Here is a 22,978-nt window from a genome sequence, read left to right on the forward strand (position 1 = left end):
CCCCGCAGCGCGACCCCATCCAACGGTTGTGCCGGTCGCTGGCCGGCACCCCGATCCGCCTTCATGCGAGGCAGTTGCCGGCCAGCGGCCGGCACTACCACGATGAAAGCGACCGTCGGGTTGGCTGTGGCTTGAGGCGCCCCCACGTTGAAGCACCAACGTGTAGGATCGACCCATGGCCCGAGCCTTGCCCCGTACCGAACGCATTCCCCGCCTGAGCCGGCTGAGCTGGCTCATGGGCCTGTACGCGGAGAACTACCGCCATCTGGTGCGCCTGTTCGAACCGGCGGGACTGGCGGCGGGCAGCTACATTTCCTCGATCGGCGACGGCCTGGATGTCCGCCTGGACGTGATCGAGTGCCACCGCTATACGGTGGAACTGCGGCTGACCTACGACATTGCCGACCCGGTCACCGGCGAGCCGGATCCCTCGGCCTATGTTCGCCTGTACCGTGACGCGCGCCAGGCCGAGACCACCCATTGCTACGTCGGCCGCCGCTGGCAGGACACCATGGGCCTGTACCCGCCGCCGGCGGAGTTGATCAGTCATCGCATGCGGATGAACACCTTCCTCGGCAAGTGGCTGGAATACCTGGCCGAGCGCGGCCACGGCGTCGCAACGCTGCGCCGTGACCCCGATGGCGCCGGTGCGCCTGCCGAGCGCCGCCTGTCGCTCGTGCGCTGATCGGCCATAATCCAGGGCTGACCTGCCGCTGGATGCCGCCCCATGCCGTACACCCCGATCGTCGCCACTCTGGGCTATGTGCTGTCGCCCGATCGTCGCCAGGTGCTGATGATCCATCGCAATACGCGCCCCGGTGACCATCACCTCGGCAAGTACAACGGCCTGGGTGGCAAGATCGAAGCGGACGAGGACGTGGCGGCCAGCATGCGCCGCGAGATTGCCGAGGAAGCCGGCATCGACTGCACCGGCATGCGCCTGCGCGGCACTCTCAGCTGGCCCGGTTTCGGCAAGCACGGCGAAGACTGGCTGGGCTTCGTGTTCGTCATCGACAGCTTCGAAGGCACCCCGCACGGCGGCAACCACGAAGGCACGCTGGAGTGGGTGGATCTGGACAAGCTGGACACGCTGCCGATGTGGGAAGGCGACCGCAACTTCCTGCCGCTGGTGTTCGACGCCGACCCGCGCCCGTTCCACGGCGTGATGCCGTACAAGGACGGGCGCATGGTCAGTTGGTCCTATAGCCGGCTGTGACCCGGTGAGTCGGGGAGGTGCCAACCATTCCGGGGAGTGCCAATCTGGGTTGGCACGCTCTTTTGGTCGATTAATACCCGGGCAATATTGACAGCCATAAATTACCCGGGCAATATTCGCGCATCACCTCTGATGCCATTGCCATGCCTGCGTCCCGACTCCCTCCCTTCAGTTGTTTCGACGGCCATCGCCTCGTTGCCTGCGGCAGCCCGGAAGTGGCGGCACTGGCGCTCAAGCGGCTGCGCGCCGACAACGCTGCCGGCCCATTGCTGGTGTTCGACAACGCCACCGGTCGCACCCGCGATTTCGATACGCGCGGCAGTGACGAGGAACTGCTGGCGCGGGTAACCGAAGCGTTTTCCCCCTCTGGCGAGGCGGATGCCGAAATCACTGCCGAAGACGCTGCGACCCCGCGTGGCCGTGGCCGCCCCAAGCTGGGCGTGGTCGCCCGTGAAGTGACCTTGCTGCCGCGCCATTGGGCCTGGCTGGCCGAGCAGCCGGGCGGCGCCTCGGTGGCATTGCGAAAACTGGTGGAGGCGGCCAGCCGCGCCGGTGCGGACAAGGACCGCCGGCGTCGCGATGCCGAGCGCGCCTATCTCTTCCTGCAGACCATCGCCGGTGACCTGCCGGGCTTCGAGGAGGCCATCCGCGTGCTGTTCGCGCACGACCGTGCGGGCCTGGAAGCGGTGCTGCATTCCTGGCCCAGGGATGTGCGCGACCACGCCCTGCGTCTGGCGTTCGACAGCGCTGACGGCTGATCCATCGCGCCGTCGTTGAACGGCGGCGCCACCTGATCGCGGGCCACGGCCCGGTCCCCTGTGCTTGCTTTGCTGGTGGAAACGCCGGGCAGGGCAGCGCCTTGCCCAGAGAACCCCATGAACTCCCCTGTACATCCCACGCCCCTGGTCGCGCCGCCTCTGTGGCGCACCTACCTGGCCCTGCTGCTGCCGATGCTGCTGACCAATGCGCTGCAGCTGGCCGCAGGCACGCTGGACAACATCTACCTCGGCCATCTGCTCGGTACCCAGGCGGTGGCCGTGGCCGCTGCGTTCTTCCCGGTCTTCTTCCTGCTGCTGGCCCTGGTGATGGGCCTGGCGACCGGCGCGATGGTGCTGATCGGGCACGCCTGGGGCGCGGGTCGGCCGCAGCAGGTGCGCGCGGTGGCTGGCAGTGCGGTGGCGCTGATCCTTGTGCTGTCGGTGCTGGTGATGGCTCTGGGGAGCGGTTTCGCACCACAGCTTCTGATGTCACTGGGTACACCGGCACCGATCCTCGGTGAGTCCATCGTCTACGCGCGCGTGCTGCTGCTGGCGGCGCCGGCGTTCTTCCTCCTGTGGCTGGCCACTGCCGTGAGCCGCGCAGTAGGCGATGCGAAGACGCCGCTGCATGCGCTGCTGCTGGCCACGGCGGTGGGCCTGCTGTGCACGCCGCTGCTGATTCTGGGCTGGGCCGGCCTGCCGCGGCTGGGATCGGCCAGTGCGGCGGTGTCGGCGGCGTTTGCCTCGCTGTTGGCCCTGGGCTGGCTGTTGTTGCGTTGGCATCGGGCAGGACATCCCCTGGCACCGGGCCCTGAGTTGTTGCATGCCATTCGTTTCGATGGCGCGATCATCCGATCGATGCTGCGCATCGGCATACCCTCCTCGCTGCAGATGCTCAGCCTGGCCGTCGCCGAAATCGTGTTGCTGGGCTGGATCAACCGTTACGGCTACACCGCTACGGCCGCCTACGGTGCGGTCAACCAGCTGATGAACTGGGTGCAGTTGCCGGCAATGTCGTTGGGGATCACCGCCACCATCCTCGCGGCGCATGCGATGGGCGCCGGGCGTACAGCACGGCTGCCGGCCATCGCCCGGACTGGTGTGCTGGTGGCGCTGGCGACGCTGAGCGTGGTGGTGGTGCTGGTTGTGGCGCTGGCGCGCGGGCTGACCGGGCTGATCCTGGCGGCAGCCGACGTACGCGAACTGGCTGCGTTGCAGCTGCGCACTGTGGTGTGGGGCGTGCTGGCGATGGGAATCAGCGCGGTGCTTGTCGGGGTGATGCGCGGCAGCGGCACGGTATGGTTGCCAGCGTTGCTGGGTATGGCAGCGGTGCTGCTGGTGGAACTGCCGCTGGCGATGTGGATGCAGGCGCAGCACGCGCTGGCCGGCGTGTGGTGGGCGTGGCCGCTGGGGTTGCTGGCCATGCTGGTGCTGCAGGTGTTGTGCTTCGCGCGTTGGCGGCGGGTGCAGGCTGGGTAGTTGCCTGCCGCCGTCCGGCACCCCGGAATGGCAGGGGCAGCCGGCCAGCGGCCGGCTCTACCACTTCAGCGCCGCTGCGCCAGCAGCAGGTCAAAGTGCTTCAAGCACAAGGTGTGGACCGCCAGTGCGGCGCTGCGGCGGGGCCTTCGCAGCTGAGCGGCCAGGGTGGAAGCATCCGGCATCATCATCGCCCGTCACCAGGAATCGGACGTGGCGGCGGCGGGCCGCCGGTGACCATAGCGCCGACCTCGCGGCTTGGGAAGTAGGGAAACCCCGCGTCAGGGTGATGAGGAAATGTCCACCGTCGCAGTCGGTGAGATCTGGTTGTCCACAGGGGGTGTGGATTACGCGTGGGCAACTTTGTGGATAAGCCACGACAGGCGCCACCCCCCTAGGCTGTCAAGATGGGTGGCGAAAAATTCACCGCCGGTGAGGGCGGGTGAGGGGGCGGTGAAGGGTGGGCCCCGTCAGCGCTGTCACCAGCGACGGCGCTCGCGGTAACCTGTGGGCCTTGATGCTCCGTGAGCCCCCATGAAACGTCACTTCTCGATGCTGCGCGAATTCCAGCTGGCCGACTGGTTCACCCTGGCCAATGCGTTCTGCGGCACCGGTGCGGTATTTGCCGCCATGCGCTTCCTGCAGGACGGCGAGCGTGGCTACCTGCTGTTCGGCATGGCGCTGATCCCGTTGGCCTTCATCTTCGACGCCCTTGATGGGCGCATCGCGCGCTGGCGCAAGTCCAGCTCCACCCTGGGCCGCGAGCTGGACTCGCTGTCCGACGTGATCTCCTTCGGGGTGGCCCCAGCGGCGCTGGCCTATGCCTGCGGCATGCAGGGTGGCTGGGACTGGCTGGTGCTGAGCTACTTCGTCTGCTGCGGCGTCAGCCGCCTGGCACGCTACAACGTCACAGCCGAGGCAATGACCGGCGATGAGGGCAAGGTCACGTATTTCGAGGGCACCCCGATCCCGACCAGCCTGGTGCTGGTGATCGTACTGGCGATCGCCGCCGGCACCGATGCCATCGGCCAGAACATCTGGTTCGGCCAGTGGCAGATCGGACCGTGGCAGCTGCACCCGATGGTGCTGTTGTTCGCCCTGTCCGGGTCGCTGATGATCAGCAAGACCCTGCGTATCCCCAAGCCATGAGCCAGCCCTGCGGAGGCCTGCGATGACCAGCTCGGCCCACGATGCCGGCAGCAGCGATTTCGAGACGCTGGCCCGGCAGTACTTCGGCGCCTGGGGTGATGCTCTGCGCCATGCGGGCGCGCCCGCTGCACCTGCCGGTGACGACCCCGGCAGCTGGCAACGGTTGTTTGACTGGTGGGGCCAATTGCTGCCCGAACAGGCGCCCGGCGCGCCGGAAGATGCCGTGCGCCGGTTCCGCGAACAGGCGGGCAGCTGGTACGGCACCATGCAGGAGGTCGCCGCTCGGTTTGCCGGCCGCGACGCCAGCAGTGCCGACGTGGCCCAGGCCTGGCGTGAGGCGGTGCAGGGGCAGGGCGACGGCATGCTGCAATGGATGCTGCAGGGTGCCCGCGGCAGCACCCACGCCGGTGCCGCAGTACCTGAATTCGCCGCATGGCTGCAGCAGTTCCAGCTGCAGGCGGGCCCGTGGCTGCAGAGCCCGGCATTCGGCCCCGGCCGCGAGCACCAAGCGCGTTGGCAGGCCCTGCTGCGTGCGCAGGAGGAATACCAGCAGCATTCGCGCGCCTATGTCGATCAGATCAAGCAGGCACTGGACGAGGCCTTCGCGCTGTTCGAGCAGCGCCTGGCCGAGCACGAGCAGCCCGGCAGCCAGCTGACCAGCGCCCGCGCGATGTTCGACCTGTGGATCGAAGTGGCCGAGGAGGCCTACGCCAAGGTCGCCATGTCCGAACCGTTCCAGCAGGTGTACGCCTCGCTGGGCAACGCGCAGATGCGTCTGCGCGCCGGCCTGCAGCGCGAGGTGGAACAGATGAGTGAACGTATCGGCCTGCCGACCCGCAGCGAGATGGATGCCGCACACCGCCGCATCGCCGAGCTGGAGCGCAGCCTGCGCCGGCTGCAGGCACAAGTGGCCGTGCTGGCTGGAACCGCTGCGGTCGATCCGGTGGCGCAGCCAACGCCGGCGAAGGTGAAGCCAGCCGCCCGCAAGGCCGCGAAGAGGGCCGCGCCGGCAAAGAAGGCGGCTGCCAAAAAGTCCGAATCTCGCACCACCTCACGGGCACGTGACCGATGAAGGGACCGCTGGGCTTCAACGCCGATGACCTGATGCAGGAAACCCTGGCGATGCAGCGCAAGCTGATGGAAGGGCTGAAGCTGCTGCCGCAGGTGGAAGACGTTGACTATGGCGTGACCGCCCGCGAGGAAGTGTGGCGCGACGGCAAGGTGGTGCTCTACCGCTTCGTCGGCGAACAGGCGCCGACCCGGCGCACGCCGCTGCTGATCGTCTACGCACTGGTCAACCGGCCGTACATGGTCGACCTGCAGGCCGACCGCTCCCTGGTGCAGAAGCTGTTGGCGCTCGGGCAGGACGTGTACGTGCTGGACTGGGGCTACCCGGATCGTTCGGAGCGCTTCCAGACGCTGGAGGACTATCTGCTGCGCTATATCGATGGTGCGGTGGATGCACTGCGCGTGCGCAGTGGCGGCCCGATCGACCTGCTCGGCATCTGCCAGGGCGGTGTGTTCGCGCTGTGCTATGCCGCGCTGCGCCGGGAGAAGCTGGGCAAGCTGATCACCATGGTCACCCCGGTCGATTTCCAGACGGCCGACAACATGCTCTCGCACTGGGCGCGGCAGGTGGACGTGGATCTGCTGGTGGATACGCTGGGCAACATACCGGCTGACCTGATGAATGCCAGCTACCTGATGCTCAAGCCATTCCGCCTGAACGTGCAGAAGTACGTCGGTCTGCTCGATATCCTCGACGACAAGGCGGCGCTGGAGGATTTCCTGCGCATGGAAAAATGGATCTTCGATTCGCCGGACCTGGCGGGCGAGGCGTTCCGTGACTTCATCAAGCAGTTCTACCAGGGCAACGGCCTGGTGAACGGTACGGTGCGGATCGGCGAGGAAGCCGTGGATCTGTCGCAGGTGACCTTGCCGGTGCTGAACATCTATGCCGAGCAGGACCATCTGGTACCGCCGGACGCCTCGCGCGCGATGCGTGGGCGCCTGGGTACGGACGACTACACCGAGTCCAGTTTCCGCGGTGGCCACATTGGTATCTATGTGTCCGGCCGCGCCCAGCGCGAAGTGCCGGCCACGATCGATGGCTGGTTGAAGGCGCGTGACCTGTAGAGTCGAGCCATGCTCGACTGACCTGGGGGGATGATGACGTACCGGATTTCGTTGATTCTTGCGGCACTGCTGGCAGCACAATTTGCCCACGCCGCACCCAGTGCCGATGCACGCCGGGAGATCGCCCAGCTGATTTCCAGCCTGGACGGCTCGCAGTGCCGTTTCCAGCGCAATGGCAGCTGGTACGACGGCGGCGATGCGCGCGCCCATCTGCAGCGCAAGTACGACTACCTGCTGAAGAAGGACATGGTGGACAGCACCGAGCAGTTCATCGAGCGCGCCGCCAGCCAGAGCAGCATGAGCGGGAAGCCTTACCGCATCCAGTGCCCGGGGCAGCCTGAACAGACCGCGGCCGCCTGGTTCGGTGCGCGCCTGCAGGCGCTGCGTCTCCGCACGCCGTAGACACGGAGGCGGTGTAGAGTCGCGGCGTGCTCGACTGATTCTGCCCGCAAGCCGAGGAGACACCGCCGTGAACACCACGCCCAAGACGCTGTCGCGTTCATTGAACGACCGCATGATTGCCGGCGTGATGGGCGGCATTGCCCATCGCTTCGGCTGGAACCCCACCCTGGTGCGGATCGTGTTCGTGCTGGTATCGATCGGCTCGGCCGCCTTCCCCGGCATTCTGATCTACCTGATCCTGTGGCTGCTGATTCCGAACGAGGCGGATTGAACACCGCCGCTCGATCCTGGCCGCTCTGGCTGCGCGCGCTGCAGATGCTGGGCGCCGCATGGACGTTGCCCAACACACTGATCGGCCTGATCGGCGGCTTGGCCGGCATGCTTGGCGGCGCGACGCTGCGCTGGAGCGGGCGGGACTGCGCCGTGGTGTTCGATCACTGGCCGTGGGGGCCGGGCGGTGCGATCACCCTGGGCAACGTGATCCTGCATACCGGCCATGACCTCGGCATCTGTTGCCGGACCTATGCGCATCAGGCGGGGTGGGGCGTGGAGCCGCTGATCCGGCTGGACGACCACGAGCGCGCGCACGTTTACCAGTACATGGTGCTGGGGCCGCTGTACCTGCCGGTGTACCTGCTGTGCGGCGGGGTGAGCGCGCGCAACCCGTTCGAGCGCGCGGCCGATCATTTCGCCCGGTTCGGGCGTGGTTGGTGGCCGTAGTTTCCAGCCAACGGCGCAGCCCCTCGTGGGTGGTGATGCCTGGTTGTCAAATGCAAAGCCCTCGCGCTGGTCGGTCGGGTTGGGTTCACGGCGTCCCCGGCCTACCCACCCTCCCGGCCAGCCCACAGGAAACCGGCTTTCCGCGACCAACCAAACCACCCACGAGGGGCTGCGCCGTTGGCGGGAATCCCCCACCGATTCGTTAGCCGGAAGTTAAAGATCCGTAAGCATTCTGCAGCGATCCCGCAGTCATCTGCATGCAACCGATCGTCATTAGCCTTCGTGACGTTCCAGTCAGGTTCGACGCGGTAAGCTCTTCCTTGATGAGCTCGCAGCATCGCTCATCGAGCGCAGTACGCAGTAGCAATTTGGAGGAATACATCACATGGCAATCGTTCTTTATGTCGGTGGTAGCAAGGATGGCGAGAAGGGCGTGGTGCCCTACGGCTTCAGCAAATCCCGCGCCGACACCGCGCTGGGGCCGGAGTTCTACACGGAGCGGTTCATGGAACTGCAGGGTGTCGGCAAGGTCCGCCTGATGGCCCTGGAAGGCATGCGTGACGACATCGTCATGCAGCGCGCCGCTCGCCACTACCGCTGACCGACGCAACACGCGGCAGGGCGCGCCCACCATCGCGCGCCCGCGCCGGCATCCCAGCCCCGGGCCAGTCCGAGCCCGCTCTTTGCCAGGATGCCGGCGTCCAATCCGGCTTCGCCGCTGAACCTCGCCCCCTGTCAATGCCTTGTCCGGCTCCGTCGCGGATTGCCAGAATGGGGGCTTCCCGAAACGCGGCACAGACCTGAAGCAATGCACGACGCCAAGAACGCCCAGAGCGCGCTCGCCCAGCAGATCGCCCAGACCATCGCCGACGAGATCGGTGCCCAGTCCGCCCAGGTACGCGCCGCAGTCGGCCTGCTCGACGAAGGCGCCAGCGTTCCGTTCATCGCGCGCTACCGCAAGGAAGTGACCGGTGGCCTGGACGACACCCAGCTGCGCAGCCTGGAAACCCGGCTGACCTACCTGCGCGAGCTGGAGGACCGCCGTGCGGCGGTGCTGGCCAGCATCGGCGAGCAGGGCAAGCTCAGTGACGAGCTGCGCAATGACATCCTGGCCGCCGACACCAAGAGCCGGCTGGAAGACCTGTACCTGCCGTACAAGCCCAAGCGCCGCACCCGTGCGCAGATCGCCCGCGAGGCCGGCCTGGAGCCGTTGGCCGATGGCCTGCTGGCCGACCCGACGCAGGACCCGCAGACGTTCGCGGCCACCTTCGTCGACGCCGACAAGGGCGTAGCCGACACCAAGGCCGCGTTGGAAGGCGCGCGCGCGATCCTGATGGAGCGCTGGGGCGAAGACGCCGCGCTGGTCGGTGAACTGCGCACCTGGCTGGGCGAGACCGGGGTGATCCGTGCCCGCGTCGCCGAGGGCAAGGAAACCGAGGGCGCCAAGTACCGCGACTACTTCGAGCATGCCGAGGCGCTGGCGAAGATTCCGTCGCATCGCTTGCTGGCACTGTTCCGTGCGCGCCGCGAGGAGATCCTGTTCCTGGAACTGGACCCGGGCAGTGATGCCGAGGCTGGCCATCAGTACGCCGAAGGACGCGTGGCGCGCAAGGCCGGCATCGCCGACCAGGGCCGCGCCGCCGACCGCTGGCTGCTGGATGCGTGCCGGCTGACCTGGCGCGCCAAGCTGCACACCCATCTGCTGCTGGACCTGTTCAACCAGGCCCGCGAAAAGGCCGAAGCCGAAGCCATCGCGGTGTTCGGCGACAACCTGAAGGACCTGTTGCTGGCGGCACCCGCCGGCCCGAAGACCGTGCTCGGACTGGACCCGGGCATCCGCACCGGCTGCAAGATCGCCGTGGTCGATGCCACCGGCAAGCTGGTCGCCACCGACACCATCTACCCGCACGAGCCGCGTCGCCAGTGGGAGCAGTCGCTGCAGACGATCAAGCAGCTGTGCGCCAAGCACAACGTGGAACTGATCGCGATCGGCAACGGCACCGCCAGCCGCGAAACCGACAAGCTGGCTGGTGAAGCGATCAAGGCCGCTGCCAACCCGAAGCTGCAGAAGGTAGTGGTCAGCGAGGCCGGGGCGTCGGTGTATTCGGCGTCCGAGTTCGCGGCCAGGGAGTTCCCGGGGCTGGACGTGTCGCTACGTGGGGCGGTGTCGATCGCCCGCCGCCTGCAGGACCCGCTGGCCGAACTGGTGAAGATCGAACCCAAGGCGATCGGTGTCGGCCAGTACCAGCACGATGTGGACCAGTACCGCCTGGCGCGCGCGCTGGATGCCCGCGTGGAGGACTGCGTGAACGCGGTGGGCGTGTACGTGAACACCGCTTCGGCTGCACTGTTGTCGCGGGTGTCCGGCCTGTCGGCCACGGTGGCCGAGAACATCGTGCGCCACCGTGATGCGAACGGCCCGTTCAAGCGCCGCAAGGACCTGCTGAAGGTCGCGCGCCTGGGCGAGAAGACCTTTGAACAGTGCGCGGGCTTCCTGCGCATTGCCGACGGTGATGAGCCGCTGGATGCTTCGGCGGTACACCCGGAAGCCTACCCGGTGGTCGAGCGCATCGTGGCCAGCACCGCGCGCCCGATCAAGGCGCTGATCGGTGATGGCAGCTTCCTGCGCGGCCTGAAGGCCGAGCAGTTCACCGATGCCACCTTCGGCGTGCCGACCGTGCGTGACATCCTCAAGGAACTGGAGAAGCCGGGCCGAGACCCACGTCCCGAGTTCAAGGCGGCACGCTTCGCCGAGGGCGTCGAGGACATCAAGGACCTGCGCGAGGGCATGGTGCTCGAGGGTGTGGTCAGCAACGTGGCGGCCTTCGGTGCCTTCGTCGATATCGGTGTGCACCAGGACGGCCTGATCCACATCTCGGCGCTTTCCGATACGTTCGTGAAGGACCCGCGCGACGTGGTCAAGGCCGGTGATATCGTCAAGGTGAAGGTGCTGGAGGTGGACGTGGCGCGCAAGCGCATCGCCCTGACCCGGCGCCTGGACGATACCCCCGGGCAAGCGACCAGCCGCCCGGGCCAGCGTGATGAGCGCGGCCATGGGCAGGGTCCGCGCCGCGATGCAGGCGGCCAGAACCGCGGGCCGAACCGGGGCCAAGGCAATGGCGGCCGTCCCGCCGCGTCCGCGCCGCCGGCCAACAACGCCCTGGCCGAGGCCTTCGCCCGCGCCAAGCGCGGTTGAGGACCGCGTTCCCCGTCACACTTGATTCGTGGCGGGGGACTTGTCGATTTTCCCCGTGATTGCGCACACTTGCGCTTGAGGGGAGGCGTCCGGCCACCCCGCTGTTGCTGGGGAGGGCCATGACGCCAGCACGACCCGCCATCTTCGTTGCAGGCCGCAGCGTTCCGCTGCGGTCGGCGCCTGCCCGTGCCGGCAGGGGACCGGATTGATGCCGGGCCAGGGCACCCACGGCAATGGACTGCTGGAGCGCCGCCTGCAGGAGCTGGCGGAAGAGCGTCGCCGCCTGGCGATGATCATCGACGGTACCGCCGCGGGAACCTGGGAATGGAACGTGCAGACCGGCGAGATGCGGGTCAACGCGCGCTGGGCTGAGATCGTCGGCTATCGCCTGGAAGAGCTGCAACCCATCTGCCAGAAGACGTTCCTGAAGCTGGTCCATCCCGATGACATCGCGCTGTCCGATGCGGCGCTGGATGAGCATTTCGAAGGCCGCAGCGACAACTACGCCTGCCTGCTGCGCATGCGCCACAAGAACGGGCAGTGGATCTGGATCCAGGACCGCGGGCGGGTCTTCGAATGGGATGGGCAGGGCAAGCCGCTGTGGATGGCCGGCGCGCATGCTGACGTCACCGAGCTGCAGCAGGCGAGGCAGGACGCGGCCGAGACTCGGCAACGCCTGCAGGCCGTGGTCGATGCGTCCGATGAGGTAGCGGTGATCGCCACCGATACCGATGGCACCATCACCCTGTTCAACACGGGTGCGGAGCGCCTGCTGGGCTACAGCGCAGCGGAGGTGGTCGGCCAGCGCCGGCTCGATGCGTTCCACGATCCGGAGGAACTGAAAGCCTGGCTGGAGCCGCTGGCCGATGCCGAGGGCAACCTTCCCGACGTGTTCGAAGCGCTCAGTGCTCGCGCTGACGGGCAGACCTACTCGCGGCAGTGGACGTTGCTGCGCAAGGAGGGTCTGCCACGCCAGGTGCGCCTGTCGATCAGCCGCATGGAAGGTGCCGATGGCGCACGCATCGGCTACGTCGGCATGGCCATCGACATCACCGAGATCCTGCAGGCACGGGCTGAGGCGCGGCTGTCGGCGGAGAAGTTCGCCGGTGCATTCACGTCGGCGGCGTTGGGCATGGCGCTGGTGTCGCTGGAGGGGCGTTGGCTGGACGTCAATGATGCGCTGTGCCGGATCCTGGGTTACCCGCGCGAAGAGCTGCTGCAGGTCGACTTCCAGCGCCTGACCCATCCCGATGACCTGCAGACCGACCTGGCCCTGGTGCAGGACCTGCTGGCCGGACGGCGCAGCCATTACCACCTTGAAAAGCGCTATCTCGACCGCGACGGCCGCATCATCTGGGCGCGGCTGTCAGTGTCGCTGGTGCGCAGCGAGCATGGCCAGCCACTGCATTTCGTGTCGCAGATCCAGGACATCACCGCCCAGCGCAGCAGTGAGCAACGCCTGTTCGAGAGCGAACAGCGCAGCCGCATCACCCTGGATGCGGTCGCCGACCTGGTGCTCAGCGTCAACCTTGACGGCCGCATCGACTATGCCAACGCGGCCGCAGTACGCACCCTGGCCGGTGATGGCGCGCTGTCGCTGGCCGGGCACAGGGTGCAGGATGTGCTGGCGCTGACCACCGAGTACGCGCCCGGCTCGGTGCTGGATGTGCAGGTACTCCTGGACCCGGAAAGCAACGCGGTGGACCTGCATGCCGACCTGCTGCTGCGCCTGGGCACGGCAACGGTGCCGGTGGACCTGACGCGGGCCTGGCTGCGCGATGACGAAGGCCATGTGCGCGGCGCGGTGTGGGTGCTGCGCGACGACACCCAGCAGCGGGCGCGGCAGCGCGAAGCCCGCCACCTGGCCGAGATCGATCCACTCACCGAACTGAGCAACCGCCGCGGTTTCGAGGTGCACCTGCAGCAGGCGATCACCCGCGTCGAGCGCACCGGGCAGGCCGCCTCGCTGATGTACATCGATCTGGACCGCTTCAAGCCGGTCAACGACACCTGGGGCCACCTGGCCGGCGATGCCGTGCTGTGGGCGGTGGCCAGTGTGCTGCGACATGGTGTGCGTGATTCGGACGTGGTGGCGCGGCTGGGCGGCGACGAGTTCGCGGTGATCCTGTCCGGGTGTACGCCGCGTCGTGCCGCACGGATCGGCGGTGAGCTCCTGCAGACCCTGTCAGCGCTGTCCATTCCATGGGATCAGCACCGGCTGCGGGTCGGTGCCAGCATCGGCATCGCGCCCCTGGCGGGGGGCATGAGCGTGGATCAGGCAGTGGCCGCTGCCGATGCACAGTGCTACCGGGCCAAGGCGCTGGGGCGCAACAACGTGCAGGTGCAGGGCGAGCTGTCGGGGCTTCCAGGCGACGATGCCGATGCCGCCCAGGACTGATCTCAGCCTGTGAGAGGACGCGCGCGAATACTGCGCGCATCTCCACTCAAGCAGGTGAACCCATGAATGCCTGGAACCCGGTTGCGGTGCGCATGTTCATTCCGGCCCTGATCGGCTGGTGCCTGGCGCTGGCCACCTGTCTGCGCGCCGAACAGCTGCGCGGCGACCCGTACGCGCAGGCGTTGTTGCCCGTGCTGCAGCAAGGCGCGGTCGCGCTGCTGGTCCTGAGCCTGGCGTGCACGGTTGCAGCCTGCCTGTTGCTGTGGCGGCATGGTCGCAGCGTCGGCGGGCGTCTCGCTTCCGGCACTACACCCGTGCGGCGTCCATCAGCAGCACCCGGCACGGTGCGCGCTGGAACGCGTTGATCTGAGGCACCAGACGCTGGAAGTGCTCGCTGGCGCAATGGATATCCAGTGCGTCGCGGTCCGGCCATTGCTCGATGAAGACGAAATGCCCGGGGTCCCTCTGGTCGACGAACAGCTCATAGCCGAGGCAGAGCGGCTCTCGCTGCGTGCATGCGACCAGCTCGCGGTACAGGGGAAGCACGGTATCCACGGCATCGGGATGGATGAAATCCTCGGCGATCACTTTCAGCATGTCGGCACCTGCAGACGGGCCTTGCAGGATAGTGCCAGCGCATGGCCGGCACCTATCCTGGTCAACGCAATACTGCGTCCGTACTGACCAGCTGCACGTCGTGCATCTGATTGAGGTAGGCCTCGTAGTAGCCCTTGTGCGAGGCACCGACGATGGCCAGCATTCGGCTGCCAGGGTGCAGGCCCAGCACGTCGCGGATGTTGGCGACCATGCGCAGGTTGCGGGTTTCCCAGTAACCGACATACATCCGGCCGAACGCCTTGGAGGACGGCTCGACGAGCGTCGCGCCGAAGTCGCTCTGGTACGCTGCCATCGCTGCCGCCGGGCTGTTGTAATCCCGATACAGCGCCATGACGCCACCGGGCTTGTCCAGATTGGCCACGAGGCGTTCATCGGCCTCCCGTCGCGCCCGCAAGTACGTATTGTTCCAGGCACCGGTGATGGCTGCACTGGCCGCCGCCTTATCCTCTGCCGGTGTGGGAGAATCGGCCGTGTGGTCGTCCACGGCCCACAGCCGTTCATGCCCGAGGCGGGCGGCAACTACGGCGGCGATCAGGCTGGTTTCATTGCGGCGGACCAGGCCTTTGCCGAGGATCTCGACCAGGGCCGGCGTCAGCCCATCGCCGGCTTTGCGCTCGGACGCAGGCAGGCGCAGCCATTGCACCTGCGCCGAGCCGCGTTCGCCCGCAGCCAGGAACAATGCGGCGAGCCGACGACGCTGGGCGGGCGTCGGCTCGTCCGGCCATGTCGCAAGCAGGCGCTCGGCCTGGGCGTTCGCTGAAGGCACGTCCAGGCCGGTGGCAGCCTGCGCAGCGGTGGTGTCGAAGCAGTAGGTGGCCACGCTCTCCGCATAGCGTTCCAGGTAGCGACGCATGGAATCGCACTGGAGGCCGGACAGGTCTTCGGTGGCGATCAGCCCGGGCTTCCAGGCGACCAGTCGCTGCAGCAACGGTTCAAGCAAGGCGGGCTGGAAGGACTTGGGCAGGCCGGACAGGTGGGCGGTGCCCAGTACCAGTACCTCGTTCGGTCGCCCTGCAGGCGGCCCCTTCAGCTGGTCCGGCTGGAAGGCGGGCCGATAGGTGGCATCGGCAGCGAGGGCGCCGGTACTGCACAGGCCCAGGATCAGGAAGCTGGCCAAGCGTGGGAACATGCGATCTCCGTGTCAGTGAGCGTCCTGCGGTTCGCTGCATGCTGGCCATTTTCACCTGCCATGGAATCGCCCGTTGGTCATGCAAACCTTTCGGGCTTGAGCTGCATCGGCGTGCCGGGCAAGGCTATGCCCAGTGACGGCGGCAACGCGCGATATGTTCCGTGACGACACCCCGTGCCCCCGCCGAGCGTGAGCAGAATGTGAAGTACATCGCGATTGTCTACCGCGTCCCTGCAGCCGCATCTGAAGTTGCGACGGACGTCGCGTAATCCGGCTAAAGCCACCGATCGCCTCGCCGATACTCCCTCTGGATCCCGCTCCAGTCACCCGCCGCAGGACCCCAGGCCGTCCCCGATGGGCGGCCCGCGCTGTGTGTTCCGCCGCTCCCAGATGCCGATCGCACCCGCAGCAGACGTTCGTGGCAGTCGCTCGAGAGGTGCCGGTTGGCACCTGTAGTCCCTGGCACCTGAAGTTGCCGCCGGGCATCCCGCCCGTCGGGTCGCAACCGCTTACCGGACACCGAGGATCAGACAATGCTCATTCCAGGCTTCACGGCGGGCGCGCAGGCGCCGGCCGAGCTGCATACCCGTTGGTCGCCGTGGCGTGCCCTGCTGGGCGCGCTGGCTCCCCAGCACCGCACCGGCGCCGAGGCCGTGTCCGATGGCCGTGCCGAGCTGGAAGCCCAGGTCGCGGCGCTGCACCGGGTCCAGGCGGTCATCGAGTTCGCCCTCGATGGCACCATCCTGCAGGCCAATGACAACTTCCTGCAGGCGATGGGCTACCGGCTGGAGGAGATCCAGGGAAAGCATCATTCCCTGTTCGTCGATCCCGAGCAGGCGCGCAGCGCCGAGTACCGCGAGTTCTGGGCGCGGCTGGGGCGTGGCGAATATGACGCTGGCCAGTACCGGCGCTTCGGCAAGGGCCAGCGCGAGATCTGGATCCAGGCCTCGTACAACCCGGTGCTGGACCGGCAGGGGCGGCCTTACAAGGTGGTCAAGTTCGCCACCGACATCACTGCGCAGAAGCTGCAGGCAGCCGACTCGGCCGGGCAGCTGGCGGCGATCGACAAGTCGCAGGCGGTGATCGAGTTCGGCATGGACGGCCGCATCCTTTCGGCCAACGACAACTTCCTGGCCGCCACCGGCTACAGCCTGGACGACGTGCGTGGCCAGCACCACTCGCTGTTCGTCGAGCCCGAGTATCGTGGCAGTGCCGAGTATCGCCAGTTCTGGGAGAAGCTCGGCCGTGGCGAATACGATGCCGGCCAGTACCGGCGCCTCGGCAAGGGCGGGCGCGAGGTCTGGATCCAGGCGTCCTACAACCCGATCCTGGATCTCAACGGAAAGCCGTTCAAGGTGGTCAAGTACGCCACCGACATCACCGCGCAGGTGCATGAGAACCAGGCCATGCAACGTGCCGTGGCGCAGACCCGTGAAGTGGTGGCGGCCGCGAAGGAGGGCGACCTGACCCGGCGCGTGGCCACCGCCGACAAGAACGGGCCGATCGCCGAGCTGTGCGAGGGCGTGAATTCGTTGGTGGAGGCGATGGCCGCGATCATCGCCCAGATCAAGTTCGCCGCCGACACCATCGCCGTCGGTGCCACCGAGATCGCGCAGGGCAACAGCGATCTGTCGCAGCGCACCGAGCAGCAGGCCGCGTCGCTGGAGGAGACCGCGGTGTCGATGAAGGGCCTGGCCGAGACCGTGCAGCGCACCGCGACCAACGCACGGCAGGCCAGTCAGCTGGCCGGTGGTGCTGCTGATGTCGCTGCCCGCGGTGGCAACGTGGTGCACGAAGTGGTCGAGACCATGGCCGTGATCAACGCGTCCTCGCGGCGCATCGTCGACATCATCGGCGTGATCGACGGCATTGCTTTCCAGACCAACATCCTTGCGTTGAACGCGGCGGTGGAAGCAGCGCGTGCGGGCGAACACGGGCGTGGCTTCGCCGTGGTCGCCACCGAGATCCGCGAACTGTCGCAGCGCTCGGCCAGTGCCGCGAAGGAGATCAAGCAGCTGATCGATGCGTCGGTGGCCAATGTCGGCGCCGGTACCGCGCAGGTTGAGAGCGCCGGACGCACCATGGACGAGATCGTGGTCAATGTGCGCCGTGTCAGTGATCTGATGTCCGAGATCAGCACGGCCGCGCAGCAGCAGAGCGACGACATCCAGCAGATGAACCATGCCGTCGATCTGATCGATCAGGGCACCCAGCAGAACGCCGCGCTGGTCGAGGAAGCCTCGGCCGCAGCGCGCAGCATGGAGGAGCAGTCGGCGCAGCTTCTGCAGACCGTGGCCAGCTTCCGCGTGCAGGGTGGGGCGGGGCACCTGCATGGCGCGGCGGTGCTGCGCGCGGTCTAGGCCCGGCGGTCGGAGTGTTGTTCCCCGGCATCGTGGGTCGGCCTGCTCATGCGCAGCCTGCCAGGCTACGCCGATGCTGATGGTCACATGGGGCCTCAGCGGCGGGCAGGGCGGCGGTTTCCACGGCGGCGCGCAGGCGCTCGCAGGGTGGCGATGAATTCCTCGCCGCCGTCGCGGGCCAGCAGGTCATCACTGCGTTGCGGGCAGCCGTCGAGGATCGCGGCAGCCGCCTGCAGGTTGTTGGCGTCCCAGCGCCCGGCGCTGATCGGATACGTCAGGCAGATGGCGGGCGATCTGCAGCGCCATCGCCCGTTCGGAAACGTCGCCCCAGCTGGTGTGCTCGATCACGCCTGGCAGCGAGAAGTAGTGGGACCGGGCGACGGCGTCGGACGCCCGCAGGAGGGGCAGCGCGCGGGCAGGGCATGCTGGGGCATGCTTGCCAGTGTCGGGCGCTCGGACCCGGGAAATGCAAAAAGCCAGGTCATGGACCTGGCCTTTGATGCAGTGGTGCCGGTGAAAGGACTCGAACCTTCATGGGGTCACCCCCGGCTGATTTTGAGTCAGCTGCGTATACCATTCCGCCACACCGGCAGGCAGCGTGCGAGTGTAACCGAGGTCGGCAGGCGATGCATAGTAGGAGGGCCTATGAGGGCGGTTCCTGTCGGCATTGGCCCCTTGATAGCTATACTCCCAGCGTGCAATTGCCTCCAGGAGCGGTAGCCGATGACAGTGTTGCAGGACCTGAGGGTGCTGGTGGTCGAGAACGACGAAATGAGTGCGGCCCTGCTGCAGATGCAGTTGGTGCATGCCGGCGCGACTGTGGTCGGGCTTGCAGCGAGCGTGTCCGAAGCCCTGCAGCTGCTGGAGCAGAGCACGCCGGACGTGGCCCTGCTGGACTACCGGCTGGCCCGCAACGAGACCAGTGAACCGGTGGCTGCAGCGCTTTCGGCACGTGGCATTCCGTTCGTGCTGGCCACCGGGATGCTGGCCGAGCAGCTGCCGGCGCCGATGTTGGCCGGCCTGCTGCTGGTCAAGCCGTACCTGTCGGCTGATCTGTCACGTGCGCTGGCGCGTGCGGTGGGTCGCTCCAGCGTCAAGGCCTGAGCCGTCCGCCACGGACCTGCGGGGGATACTGCCGGGGGGGTGAATGCTCGCGTCTGCGATGTTCGGCGGCAACCCCTGATCCAGGAACCCCGCCCAGGCGGGGTTTTTCAATTGCGTCCGGCGCTCAGCCCGCTTCCTCGTACACGTAACGGATCTCCTCGCGGTCGTCGAGGATGCGGTACTGGCGCGCCAGGTCATCCGGTTCGGGGTTGAGCCAGGCGTCGAGGTGTTCCTTGCGGATCGGCACTACGCCGCGGTCATGCCCGGCAGCGGCGACGTCGCTGGGCGGTGCGTCGGTGATCGTGGCAAACGACAGCAGGCGGCCTTCCGGTCCTTCCCATTCTGCCCAGAGGCAGGCCAGCAGCAGGTCGCGGGGCGGATCGGGACGGAATTCGAGCACCACGTCCTGTTCCTTTTCGTCGGCACCGAGGGTGCGGCCGGCGATGGCGTGGCGGGGCACGTGCTCGTAGAACGCCTGTACCACCACCACGCCATGGCGCAGTCCGAACGCACCCCGCCAGTAACCTTCCAGGCTGTCGCGCCGCGCATTGTAAGTGCCGGGGTAAAGCACGTCGTTGCGCGCCGGCTTGTCCGGCAGCCGGCACTGGTAGCGCATCGGCCTGATCACGCGCTGGCCGTTCTCGCTGACCATCACCGGTGCGTAGGTGCCGGGGAAAATGCGGTTGTCACGCGGCAGCAGCTGCACCCGATGCAGGTCTTCCAGCCGGGCCTGTGCGCGCTCGATGCGGTTGCCGGCCACGCGCAGGTCGTTGCGCGCCTTCTGCGTGGGCCGGGTGGCCAGCGTGGCATGGGCAATATCGCGTCGTTCGCGTTGCCGGGCCAGTTCGGCCTCCAGTGCCTGTTGCTCCTGCGCATGCCATTGCTGGATCTTCGCCACGATGTCCCGCCCCTGTTCGGTACGCGCACCGGCGAATCCGTCATCCATCGCCTTCGGGGTCTTCGGCCGCTTCTTGCCCGGATCGTGTGCGTACAGCTCGGCGAAGTCCTCCAGCGACAGGATGGCGCCGAACTCGCGTACCAGCTTGGCGTAGTCAGCGCGGATCAGGGCGGAATAGCACATGGGACTCTTTGGGCCTGGGTCGCAGCGGCTGCGACGTGGATGCGGCAGGATAGCCCGACCCATCCGGAGATGCCGCATGAATGGTTCCATCACCTGCCAGTTCCGCGAAGCCGTACCCACGGTCGAGGACTACTGCCAGTTGCGCGTGCTCGCAGGCCTCAGCGCCAAGTCCCGCGAAGCAGCCGCCCGCGCGCTGCCCAATACGTTGTTCGGCGTGTGCGCTTACCAGGGTGCAGAACTTGTGGCGATGGGCCGTATCGTCGGCGATGGCGGCTGCCACCTGCAGGTCTGTGATATCGCGGTGCTGCCGCGTTTGCAGGGGCAGGGCCTGGGCAAGGAAGTGATGCGGCGGCTGGACGGCTGGATGCAGGCCAACCTGCCGCCGTCGGCGTACGTCAGCCTGCTGGCCGATGGCGAGGCGCATCGGCTGTATGCACAGTTTGGTTTCGCACCGACTGCGCCGGCATCGATCGGGATGTATCGGCGGTTCTGAGCCGTGGGCGGGGTGAAGCCATCCACGCATGGCGTGGATCTACCCGGGCCCTGCAGTAGATCCACGCCATGCGTGGATAGGGCCTTCCCAGGAATCACAGGCAAAGAAAAACCCCGGCCGAAGCCGGGGTTTTCAAGAATTGGCGTCCCCACGGGGATTCGAACCCCGGTCGCCACCGTGAAAGGGTGATGTCCTAGGCCTCTAGACGATGGGGACGCACGAAAACTTCAAGTTGTAGATCCTTCGACGGCCTAATGTCGAAGTGGTGGAGCCAAGCGGGATCGAACCGCTGACCTCCTGCATGCCATGCAGGCGCTCTCCCAGCTGAGCTATGGCCCCATGAAACTCTGGATATCTGCCAGGAGCAGAGTCCGTTTTGAAACTGGCGTCCCCACGGGGATTCGAACCCCGGTCGCCACCGTGAAAGGGTGATGTCCTAGGCCTCTAGACGATGGGGACGCACGAAAAACTTCAAGTTGTAGAACTTTCGACGGCCTAATGTCGAAAGTGGTGGAGCCAAGCGGGATCGAACCGCTGACCTCCTGCATGCCATGCAGGCGCTCTCCCAGCTGAGCTATGGCCCCGTGTTACCGAGCCGCCTATCATACCTGCGTGTTCACGTTTGTGGAAGCTTTTTTCGAACTTTTTTCGTCCCGGTTCAACCTTTGCCACCAAGGGCAGGGGAACCGCAACGCCACAACCTGAATGCCGGTAGGCGGTGAACAAAAAAGACCCGGTTATCGGCCGGGTCCTCGTTGTTCGTGATGAGTGGCGTCCCCACGGGGATTCGAACCCCGGTCGCCACCGTGAAAGGGTGATGTCCTAGGCCTCTAGACGATGGGGACGCAATTCTCATCAATGTTCTTTAGCGACCTTTCGACGGCCTAATGCCGAAAGATTGGTGGAGCCAAGCGGGATCGAACCGCTGACCTCCTGCATGCCATGCAGGCGCTCTCCCAGCTGAGCTATGGCCCCACGTCGCTGAGGAGCGAAATAATAGCCTTGCCCCAGAGGGTTGGCAAGCATTTGTTGCACTTTTCTTCACGCGCGTTGCGAAGGGAACGACGATCACACGTACTCAGTCGGCGCCGTCGGTCAGCGCCGCCAGGATCGGGCACTGATCCAGGGTGCCGTGGCCGGGGCAGGCGTCGACCAGCTGCGAGAGCGCGCTGTGCATGCGTTGCAGTTCAGCCATGCGCTGCGCGATGTCCTGCAGTCGGGCTTGCGCCGCGTCGCGCATGCTGCCCATGTCCTGCGGATGGCCATCACTGAGTGCCAGCAGTTCGGCGATTTGTTCCAGGCTGAAGCCCAGCGTCTTGGCGCGGCGGATGAAGCGCAGCCGGCGCAGGTCCTGCTCACCGAAGATGCGATAGCCCCCGGCCGAGCGTGCCGCGGTGGGCAGCAACTGCTGGCGCTCGTAGTAGCGCACGGTATCGATCGGTACGCCGGCCTGGCGCGCCAGTTGACCAATGTTCATGGCGGATTCCTGCGGATGCTGCCGGTCATTCTGAAGCCTGGAGTCAGGTCCAGGGTCAAGCTCCCGTCGCTGACGGCGCATTCAGCGCACTTTGCAACTTTCTTCATAGCCCCGCCGTCGTGGCAGTTCCTACCCTGCGCCTGAACCGGCCGCTGGATGGCCTGCAACGAACCGAGGAGATGCTCTGTGGAAGGATTCAGGAACGAGGGATTCGTAGAGGTCGCGGTGGTCGAGTACCCGGGAGGGGACCCGTCGGCGGCCTCGGTGCTGACCGAAATGGCACACGTCGCCAACCGGCTTGCCCAGCAGCAGCGTCGCCCGTTCAAGCGTGTCCTGGTGACCCGCTGGGTCGTGCCAGCCAGCCAGACCGGTGTGCATCGCATTGCCGGCGCGGAGATGCTCGAGGCGGACATTCCCGCCGTGATCGCCGTGCCTGGCCAGATCAGTCAAGGCGTCTGCCTGCGCGCCGATGAGGTCCTGCTGGATTGGCTGCGCGCGCATTACGATGGCGGCAGTCTGCTGGCAGCTGCCAGCGATGGTGTCAGCATGCTGGCACGCGCGGGTCTGCTTGCCGGGCGCACCGTCAGTGGGCCGGACCTCGGGCGCCATCCGGGCCTGCAGGGGCAGTCGGCCAGCTGGGTGCCCAGTGAGCGCGCGCTGGTCGACGACGGTGATCTGCTGACAGTGGCCGGTTCCCAGGCCTGGCGCTTCCTCGCCCTGCGGCTGCTGTACCGGCTGCACGGCCAGGGCGTAGCGAGTTCCGTGGCGCAGCAGTTGGGGATCACGGTGCCCGCGGCGATCCAGCAGGATCTGGAGCGTTTCAGTGCCAACTTCGCCCACGGCGATCGCGACGTACTGAAGGCGCAACGCTGGCTGCATACCACCGCTGCGCGTGGGGCCACGCTCGGAGCGATCTGCGAGGTCTCCGGACTGGAGCCACGGACTCTGCAGCGGCGCTTCCTGAAGGCGACCGGCCTGCGTCCGATCGAGTATTGCCAGCGGTTGCGTATCGCCAAGGCGCAGACATTGCTGCAACAGGGGGCGGGTATCGATGAAGTGGCCTGGGGTGTGGGCTATGCAGACCAGAGCGCATTCCGCCGCCTGTTCCTGCGCATTGTTGGAATGACGCCGGCCAACTATCGGCGGCAGGTCAACAACAAACGGCGCGAACGGCCGCTGTTGTCGTCGGTGGCGGGCAGCCTGCGCGGGCTGCAACCGGCGCCTGGCATGCAGATGCCGCGCAGCGCGGCCTGAAGCCGGCGTTG

General features: G+C 66.8%; 22 protein-coding genes, 7 tRNA genes and 1 pseudogene. 18 read left to right on the forward strand and 12 right to left on the reverse strand.

The window, feature by feature from the left end; translation table 11 throughout:
- Nucleotides 1–175: 175 nt before the first annotated feature.
- The 14 genes from ABGA94_RS20755 to ABGA94_RS20820 all read left to right on the forward strand — a co-directional run bounded on the left by ABGA94_RS20755 (nucleotide 176) and on the right by ABGA94_RS20820 (nucleotide 13,816).
- The gene (locus ABGA94_RS20755) at nucleotides 176–685 is read left to right on the forward strand and encodes a DUF1249 domain-containing protein (protein ID WP_032954273.1); all 510 of its coding nucleotides are present in this window, start codon (nucleotides 176–178) and stop codon (nucleotides 683–685) included.
- 42 nt (nucleotides 686–727) lie between these two features.
- A complete protein-coding gene (locus tag ABGA94_RS20760) occupies nucleotides 728–1,216 on the forward strand; it encodes an 8-oxo-dGTP diphosphatase (protein WP_005417168.1) in 489 nt (162 codons plus the stop codon).
- 143 nt (nucleotides 1,217–1,359) lie between these two features.
- Complete coding sequence (locus ABGA94_RS20765; protein WP_032954272.1) at nucleotides 1,360–1,974, forward strand: DUF2239 family protein; 615 nt, start codon at nucleotides 1,360–1,362, stop codon at nucleotides 1,972–1,974.
- Between the two features lie 117 nt (nucleotides 1,975–2,091).
- Entirely contained in the window at nucleotides 2,092–3,453 is a 1,362-nt protein-coding gene (locus tag ABGA94_RS20770) for an MATE family efflux transporter (protein WP_375368013.1), read from the forward strand.
- A gap of 531 nt (nucleotides 3,454–3,984) precedes the next feature.
- On the forward strand, nucleotides 3,985–4,599 hold the full coding sequence (locus ABGA94_RS20775; protein WP_019660264.1) for a phosphatidylcholine/phosphatidylserine synthase: 615 nt from the start codon (nucleotides 3,985–3,987) through the stop codon (nucleotides 4,597–4,599).
- Nucleotides 4,600–4,621: 22 nt separating this feature from the next.
- A complete protein-coding gene (phaE, locus tag ABGA94_RS20780; RefSeq protein ID WP_065178521.1) occupies nucleotides 4,622–5,671 on the forward strand; it encodes a class III poly(R)-hydroxyalkanoic acid synthase subunit PhaE in 1,050 nt (349 codons plus the stop codon).
- Nucleotides 5,668–6,735 (forward strand): class III poly(R)-hydroxyalkanoic acid synthase subunit PhaC, encoded by a 1,068-nt coding sequence (gene phaC / locus ABGA94_RS20785; RefSeq protein WP_005417157.1) that lies wholly within the window; start codon nucleotides 5,668–5,670, stop codon nucleotides 6,733–6,735. Before phaE ends, phaC begins: the two co-directional genes overlap by 4 nt.
- Before the next feature lie 33 nt (nucleotides 6,736–6,768).
- Nucleotides 6,769–7,137: a DUF5329 family protein gene (locus ABGA94_RS20790; protein WP_197598619.1), complete on the forward strand. Its 369-nt coding sequence runs from the start codon at nucleotides 6,769–6,771 to the stop codon at nucleotides 7,135–7,137.
- A 112-nt stretch (nucleotides 7,138–7,249) separates the two neighbouring features.
- Nucleotides 7,250–7,408: a PspC domain-containing protein gene (locus ABGA94_RS20795; RefSeq protein ID WP_194430536.1), complete on the forward strand. Its 159-nt coding sequence runs from the start codon at nucleotides 7,250–7,252 to the stop codon at nucleotides 7,406–7,408.
- 44 nt (nucleotides 7,409–7,452) lie between these two features.
- Complete coding sequence (locus ABGA94_RS20800) at nucleotides 7,453–7,857, forward strand: hypothetical protein (RefSeq protein WP_088123871.1); 405 nt, start codon at nucleotides 7,453–7,455, stop codon at nucleotides 7,855–7,857.
- A 385-nt stretch (nucleotides 7,858–8,242) separates the two neighbouring features.
- Nucleotides 8,243–8,458, forward strand: a complete 216-nt coding sequence (locus ABGA94_RS20805) for a hypothetical protein (protein WP_005417149.1) — start codon at nucleotides 8,243–8,245, stop codon at nucleotides 8,456–8,458.
- A gap of 207 nt (nucleotides 8,459–8,665) precedes the next feature.
- A complete protein-coding gene (locus ABGA94_RS20810; RefSeq protein ID WP_329915640.1) occupies nucleotides 8,666–11,053 on the forward strand; it encodes a Tex family protein in 2,388 nt (795 codons plus the stop codon).
- A gap of 208 nt (nucleotides 11,054–11,261) precedes the next feature.
- Complete coding sequence (locus ABGA94_RS20815) at nucleotides 11,262–13,451, forward strand: PAS domain S-box protein (RefSeq protein ID WP_065178518.1); 2,190 nt, start codon at nucleotides 11,262–11,264, stop codon at nucleotides 13,449–13,451.
- A gap of 62 nt (nucleotides 13,452–13,513) precedes the next feature.
- Entirely contained in the window at nucleotides 13,514–13,816 is a 303-nt protein-coding gene (locus ABGA94_RS20820; RefSeq protein ID WP_080375115.1) for a hypothetical protein, read from the forward strand.
- Here ABGA94_RS20820 and ABGA94_RS20825 read toward each other — a convergent pair.
- Nucleotides 13,758–14,048, reverse strand: a complete 291-nt coding sequence (locus tag ABGA94_RS20825; RefSeq protein ID WP_053500696.1) for a putative quinol monooxygenase — start codon at nucleotides 14,046–14,048, stop codon at nucleotides 13,758–13,760. The genes ABGA94_RS20820 and ABGA94_RS20825 overlap by 59 nt on opposite strands.
- Nucleotides 14,049–14,109: 61 nt before the next feature.
- Nucleotides 14,110–15,198 (reverse strand): DUF5694 domain-containing protein, encoded by a 1,089-nt coding sequence (locus ABGA94_RS20830; RefSeq protein WP_375368014.1) that lies wholly within the window; start codon nucleotides 15,196–15,198, stop codon nucleotides 14,110–14,112.
- A gap of 533 nt (nucleotides 15,199–15,731) precedes the next feature.
- Here ABGA94_RS20830 and ABGA94_RS20835 point away from each other — a divergent pair.
- Nucleotides 15,732–17,558, forward strand: a complete 1,827-nt coding sequence (locus tag ABGA94_RS20835; RefSeq protein WP_069138247.1) for a methyl-accepting chemotaxis protein — start codon at nucleotides 15,732–15,734, stop codon at nucleotides 17,556–17,558.
- 30 nt (nucleotides 17,559–17,588) lie between these two features.
- Here the strand turns inward: ABGA94_RS20835 and ABGA94_RS20840 are convergent.
- Nucleotides 17,589–17,794: pseudogene (locus tag ABGA94_RS20840) on the reverse strand (GGDEF domain-containing protein); the annotation flags it as partial.
- Between the two features lie 269 nt (nucleotides 17,795–18,063).
- Nucleotides 18,064–18,149 (reverse strand) — tRNA-Leu (locus tag ABGA94_RS20845).
- 132 nt (nucleotides 18,150–18,281) lie between these two features.
- Between ABGA94_RS20845 and ABGA94_RS20850 the strand changes: the two genes are divergently transcribed.
- A complete protein-coding gene (locus ABGA94_RS20850; RefSeq protein ID WP_197598622.1) occupies nucleotides 18,282–18,662 on the forward strand; it encodes a response regulator in 381 nt (126 codons plus the stop codon).
- 124 nt (nucleotides 18,663–18,786) lie between these two features.
- Here ABGA94_RS20850 and ABGA94_RS20855 read toward each other — a convergent pair whose 3' ends face one another.
- On the reverse strand, nucleotides 18,787–19,743 hold the full coding sequence (locus ABGA94_RS20855; RefSeq protein WP_005417123.1) for an SOS response-associated peptidase family protein: 957 nt from the start codon (nucleotides 19,741–19,743) through the stop codon (nucleotides 18,787–18,789).
- A gap of 76 nt (nucleotides 19,744–19,819) precedes the next feature.
- Here ABGA94_RS20855 and ABGA94_RS20860 point away from each other — a divergent pair, with 76 nt between their 5' ends.
- Entirely contained in the window at nucleotides 19,820–20,236 is a 417-nt protein-coding gene (locus ABGA94_RS20860) for a GNAT family N-acetyltransferase (protein ID WP_053500686.1), read from the forward strand.
- Nucleotides 20,237–20,376: 140 nt separating this feature from the next.
- Here the strand turns inward: ABGA94_RS20860 and ABGA94_RS20865 are convergent.
- The 7 genes from ABGA94_RS20865 to ABGA94_RS20895 form a co-directional block, all read right to left on the reverse strand.
- Nucleotides 20,377–20,452, reverse strand: a tRNA-Glu gene (locus ABGA94_RS20865).
- A 47-nt stretch (nucleotides 20,453–20,499) separates the two neighbouring features.
- Nucleotides 20,500–20,575, reverse strand: a tRNA-Ala gene (locus ABGA94_RS20870).
- A gap of 44 nt (nucleotides 20,576–20,619) precedes the next feature.
- Nucleotides 20,620–20,695, reverse strand: a tRNA-Glu gene (locus tag ABGA94_RS20875).
- Between the two features lie 49 nt (nucleotides 20,696–20,744).
- A tRNA-Ala gene (locus ABGA94_RS20880) sits at nucleotides 20,745–20,820 on the reverse strand.
- Nucleotides 20,821–21,005: 185 nt separating this feature from the next.
- Nucleotides 21,006–21,081 (reverse strand) — tRNA-Glu (locus ABGA94_RS20885).
- Between the two features lie 54 nt (nucleotides 21,082–21,135).
- A tRNA-Ala gene (locus tag ABGA94_RS20890) sits at nucleotides 21,136–21,211 on the reverse strand.
- A gap of 103 nt (nucleotides 21,212–21,314) precedes the next feature.
- Nucleotides 21,315–21,713 carry a heavy metal-responsive transcriptional regulator gene (locus ABGA94_RS20895; RefSeq protein WP_375368015.1) on the reverse strand — a complete coding sequence of 133 codons (399 nt, stop codon included), beginning with the start codon at nucleotides 21,711–21,713 and terminating at the stop codon, nucleotides 21,315–21,317.
- Nucleotides 21,714–21,899: 186 nt separating this feature from the next.
- Between ABGA94_RS20895 and ABGA94_RS20900 the strand changes: the two genes are divergently transcribed.
- Nucleotides 21,900–22,967, forward strand: a complete 1,068-nt coding sequence (locus ABGA94_RS20900; RefSeq protein ID WP_005417111.1) for a GlxA family transcriptional regulator — start codon at nucleotides 21,900–21,902, stop codon at nucleotides 22,965–22,967.
- Nucleotides 22,968–22,978 lie beyond the last annotated feature (11 nt).

The organism is Stenotrophomonas sp. 3diitr2024 (assembly GCF_042136455.1).
GTDB classification, from domain to species: domain Bacteria; phylum Pseudomonadota; class Gammaproteobacteria; order Xanthomonadales; family Xanthomonadaceae; genus Stenotrophomonas; species Stenotrophomonas sepilia.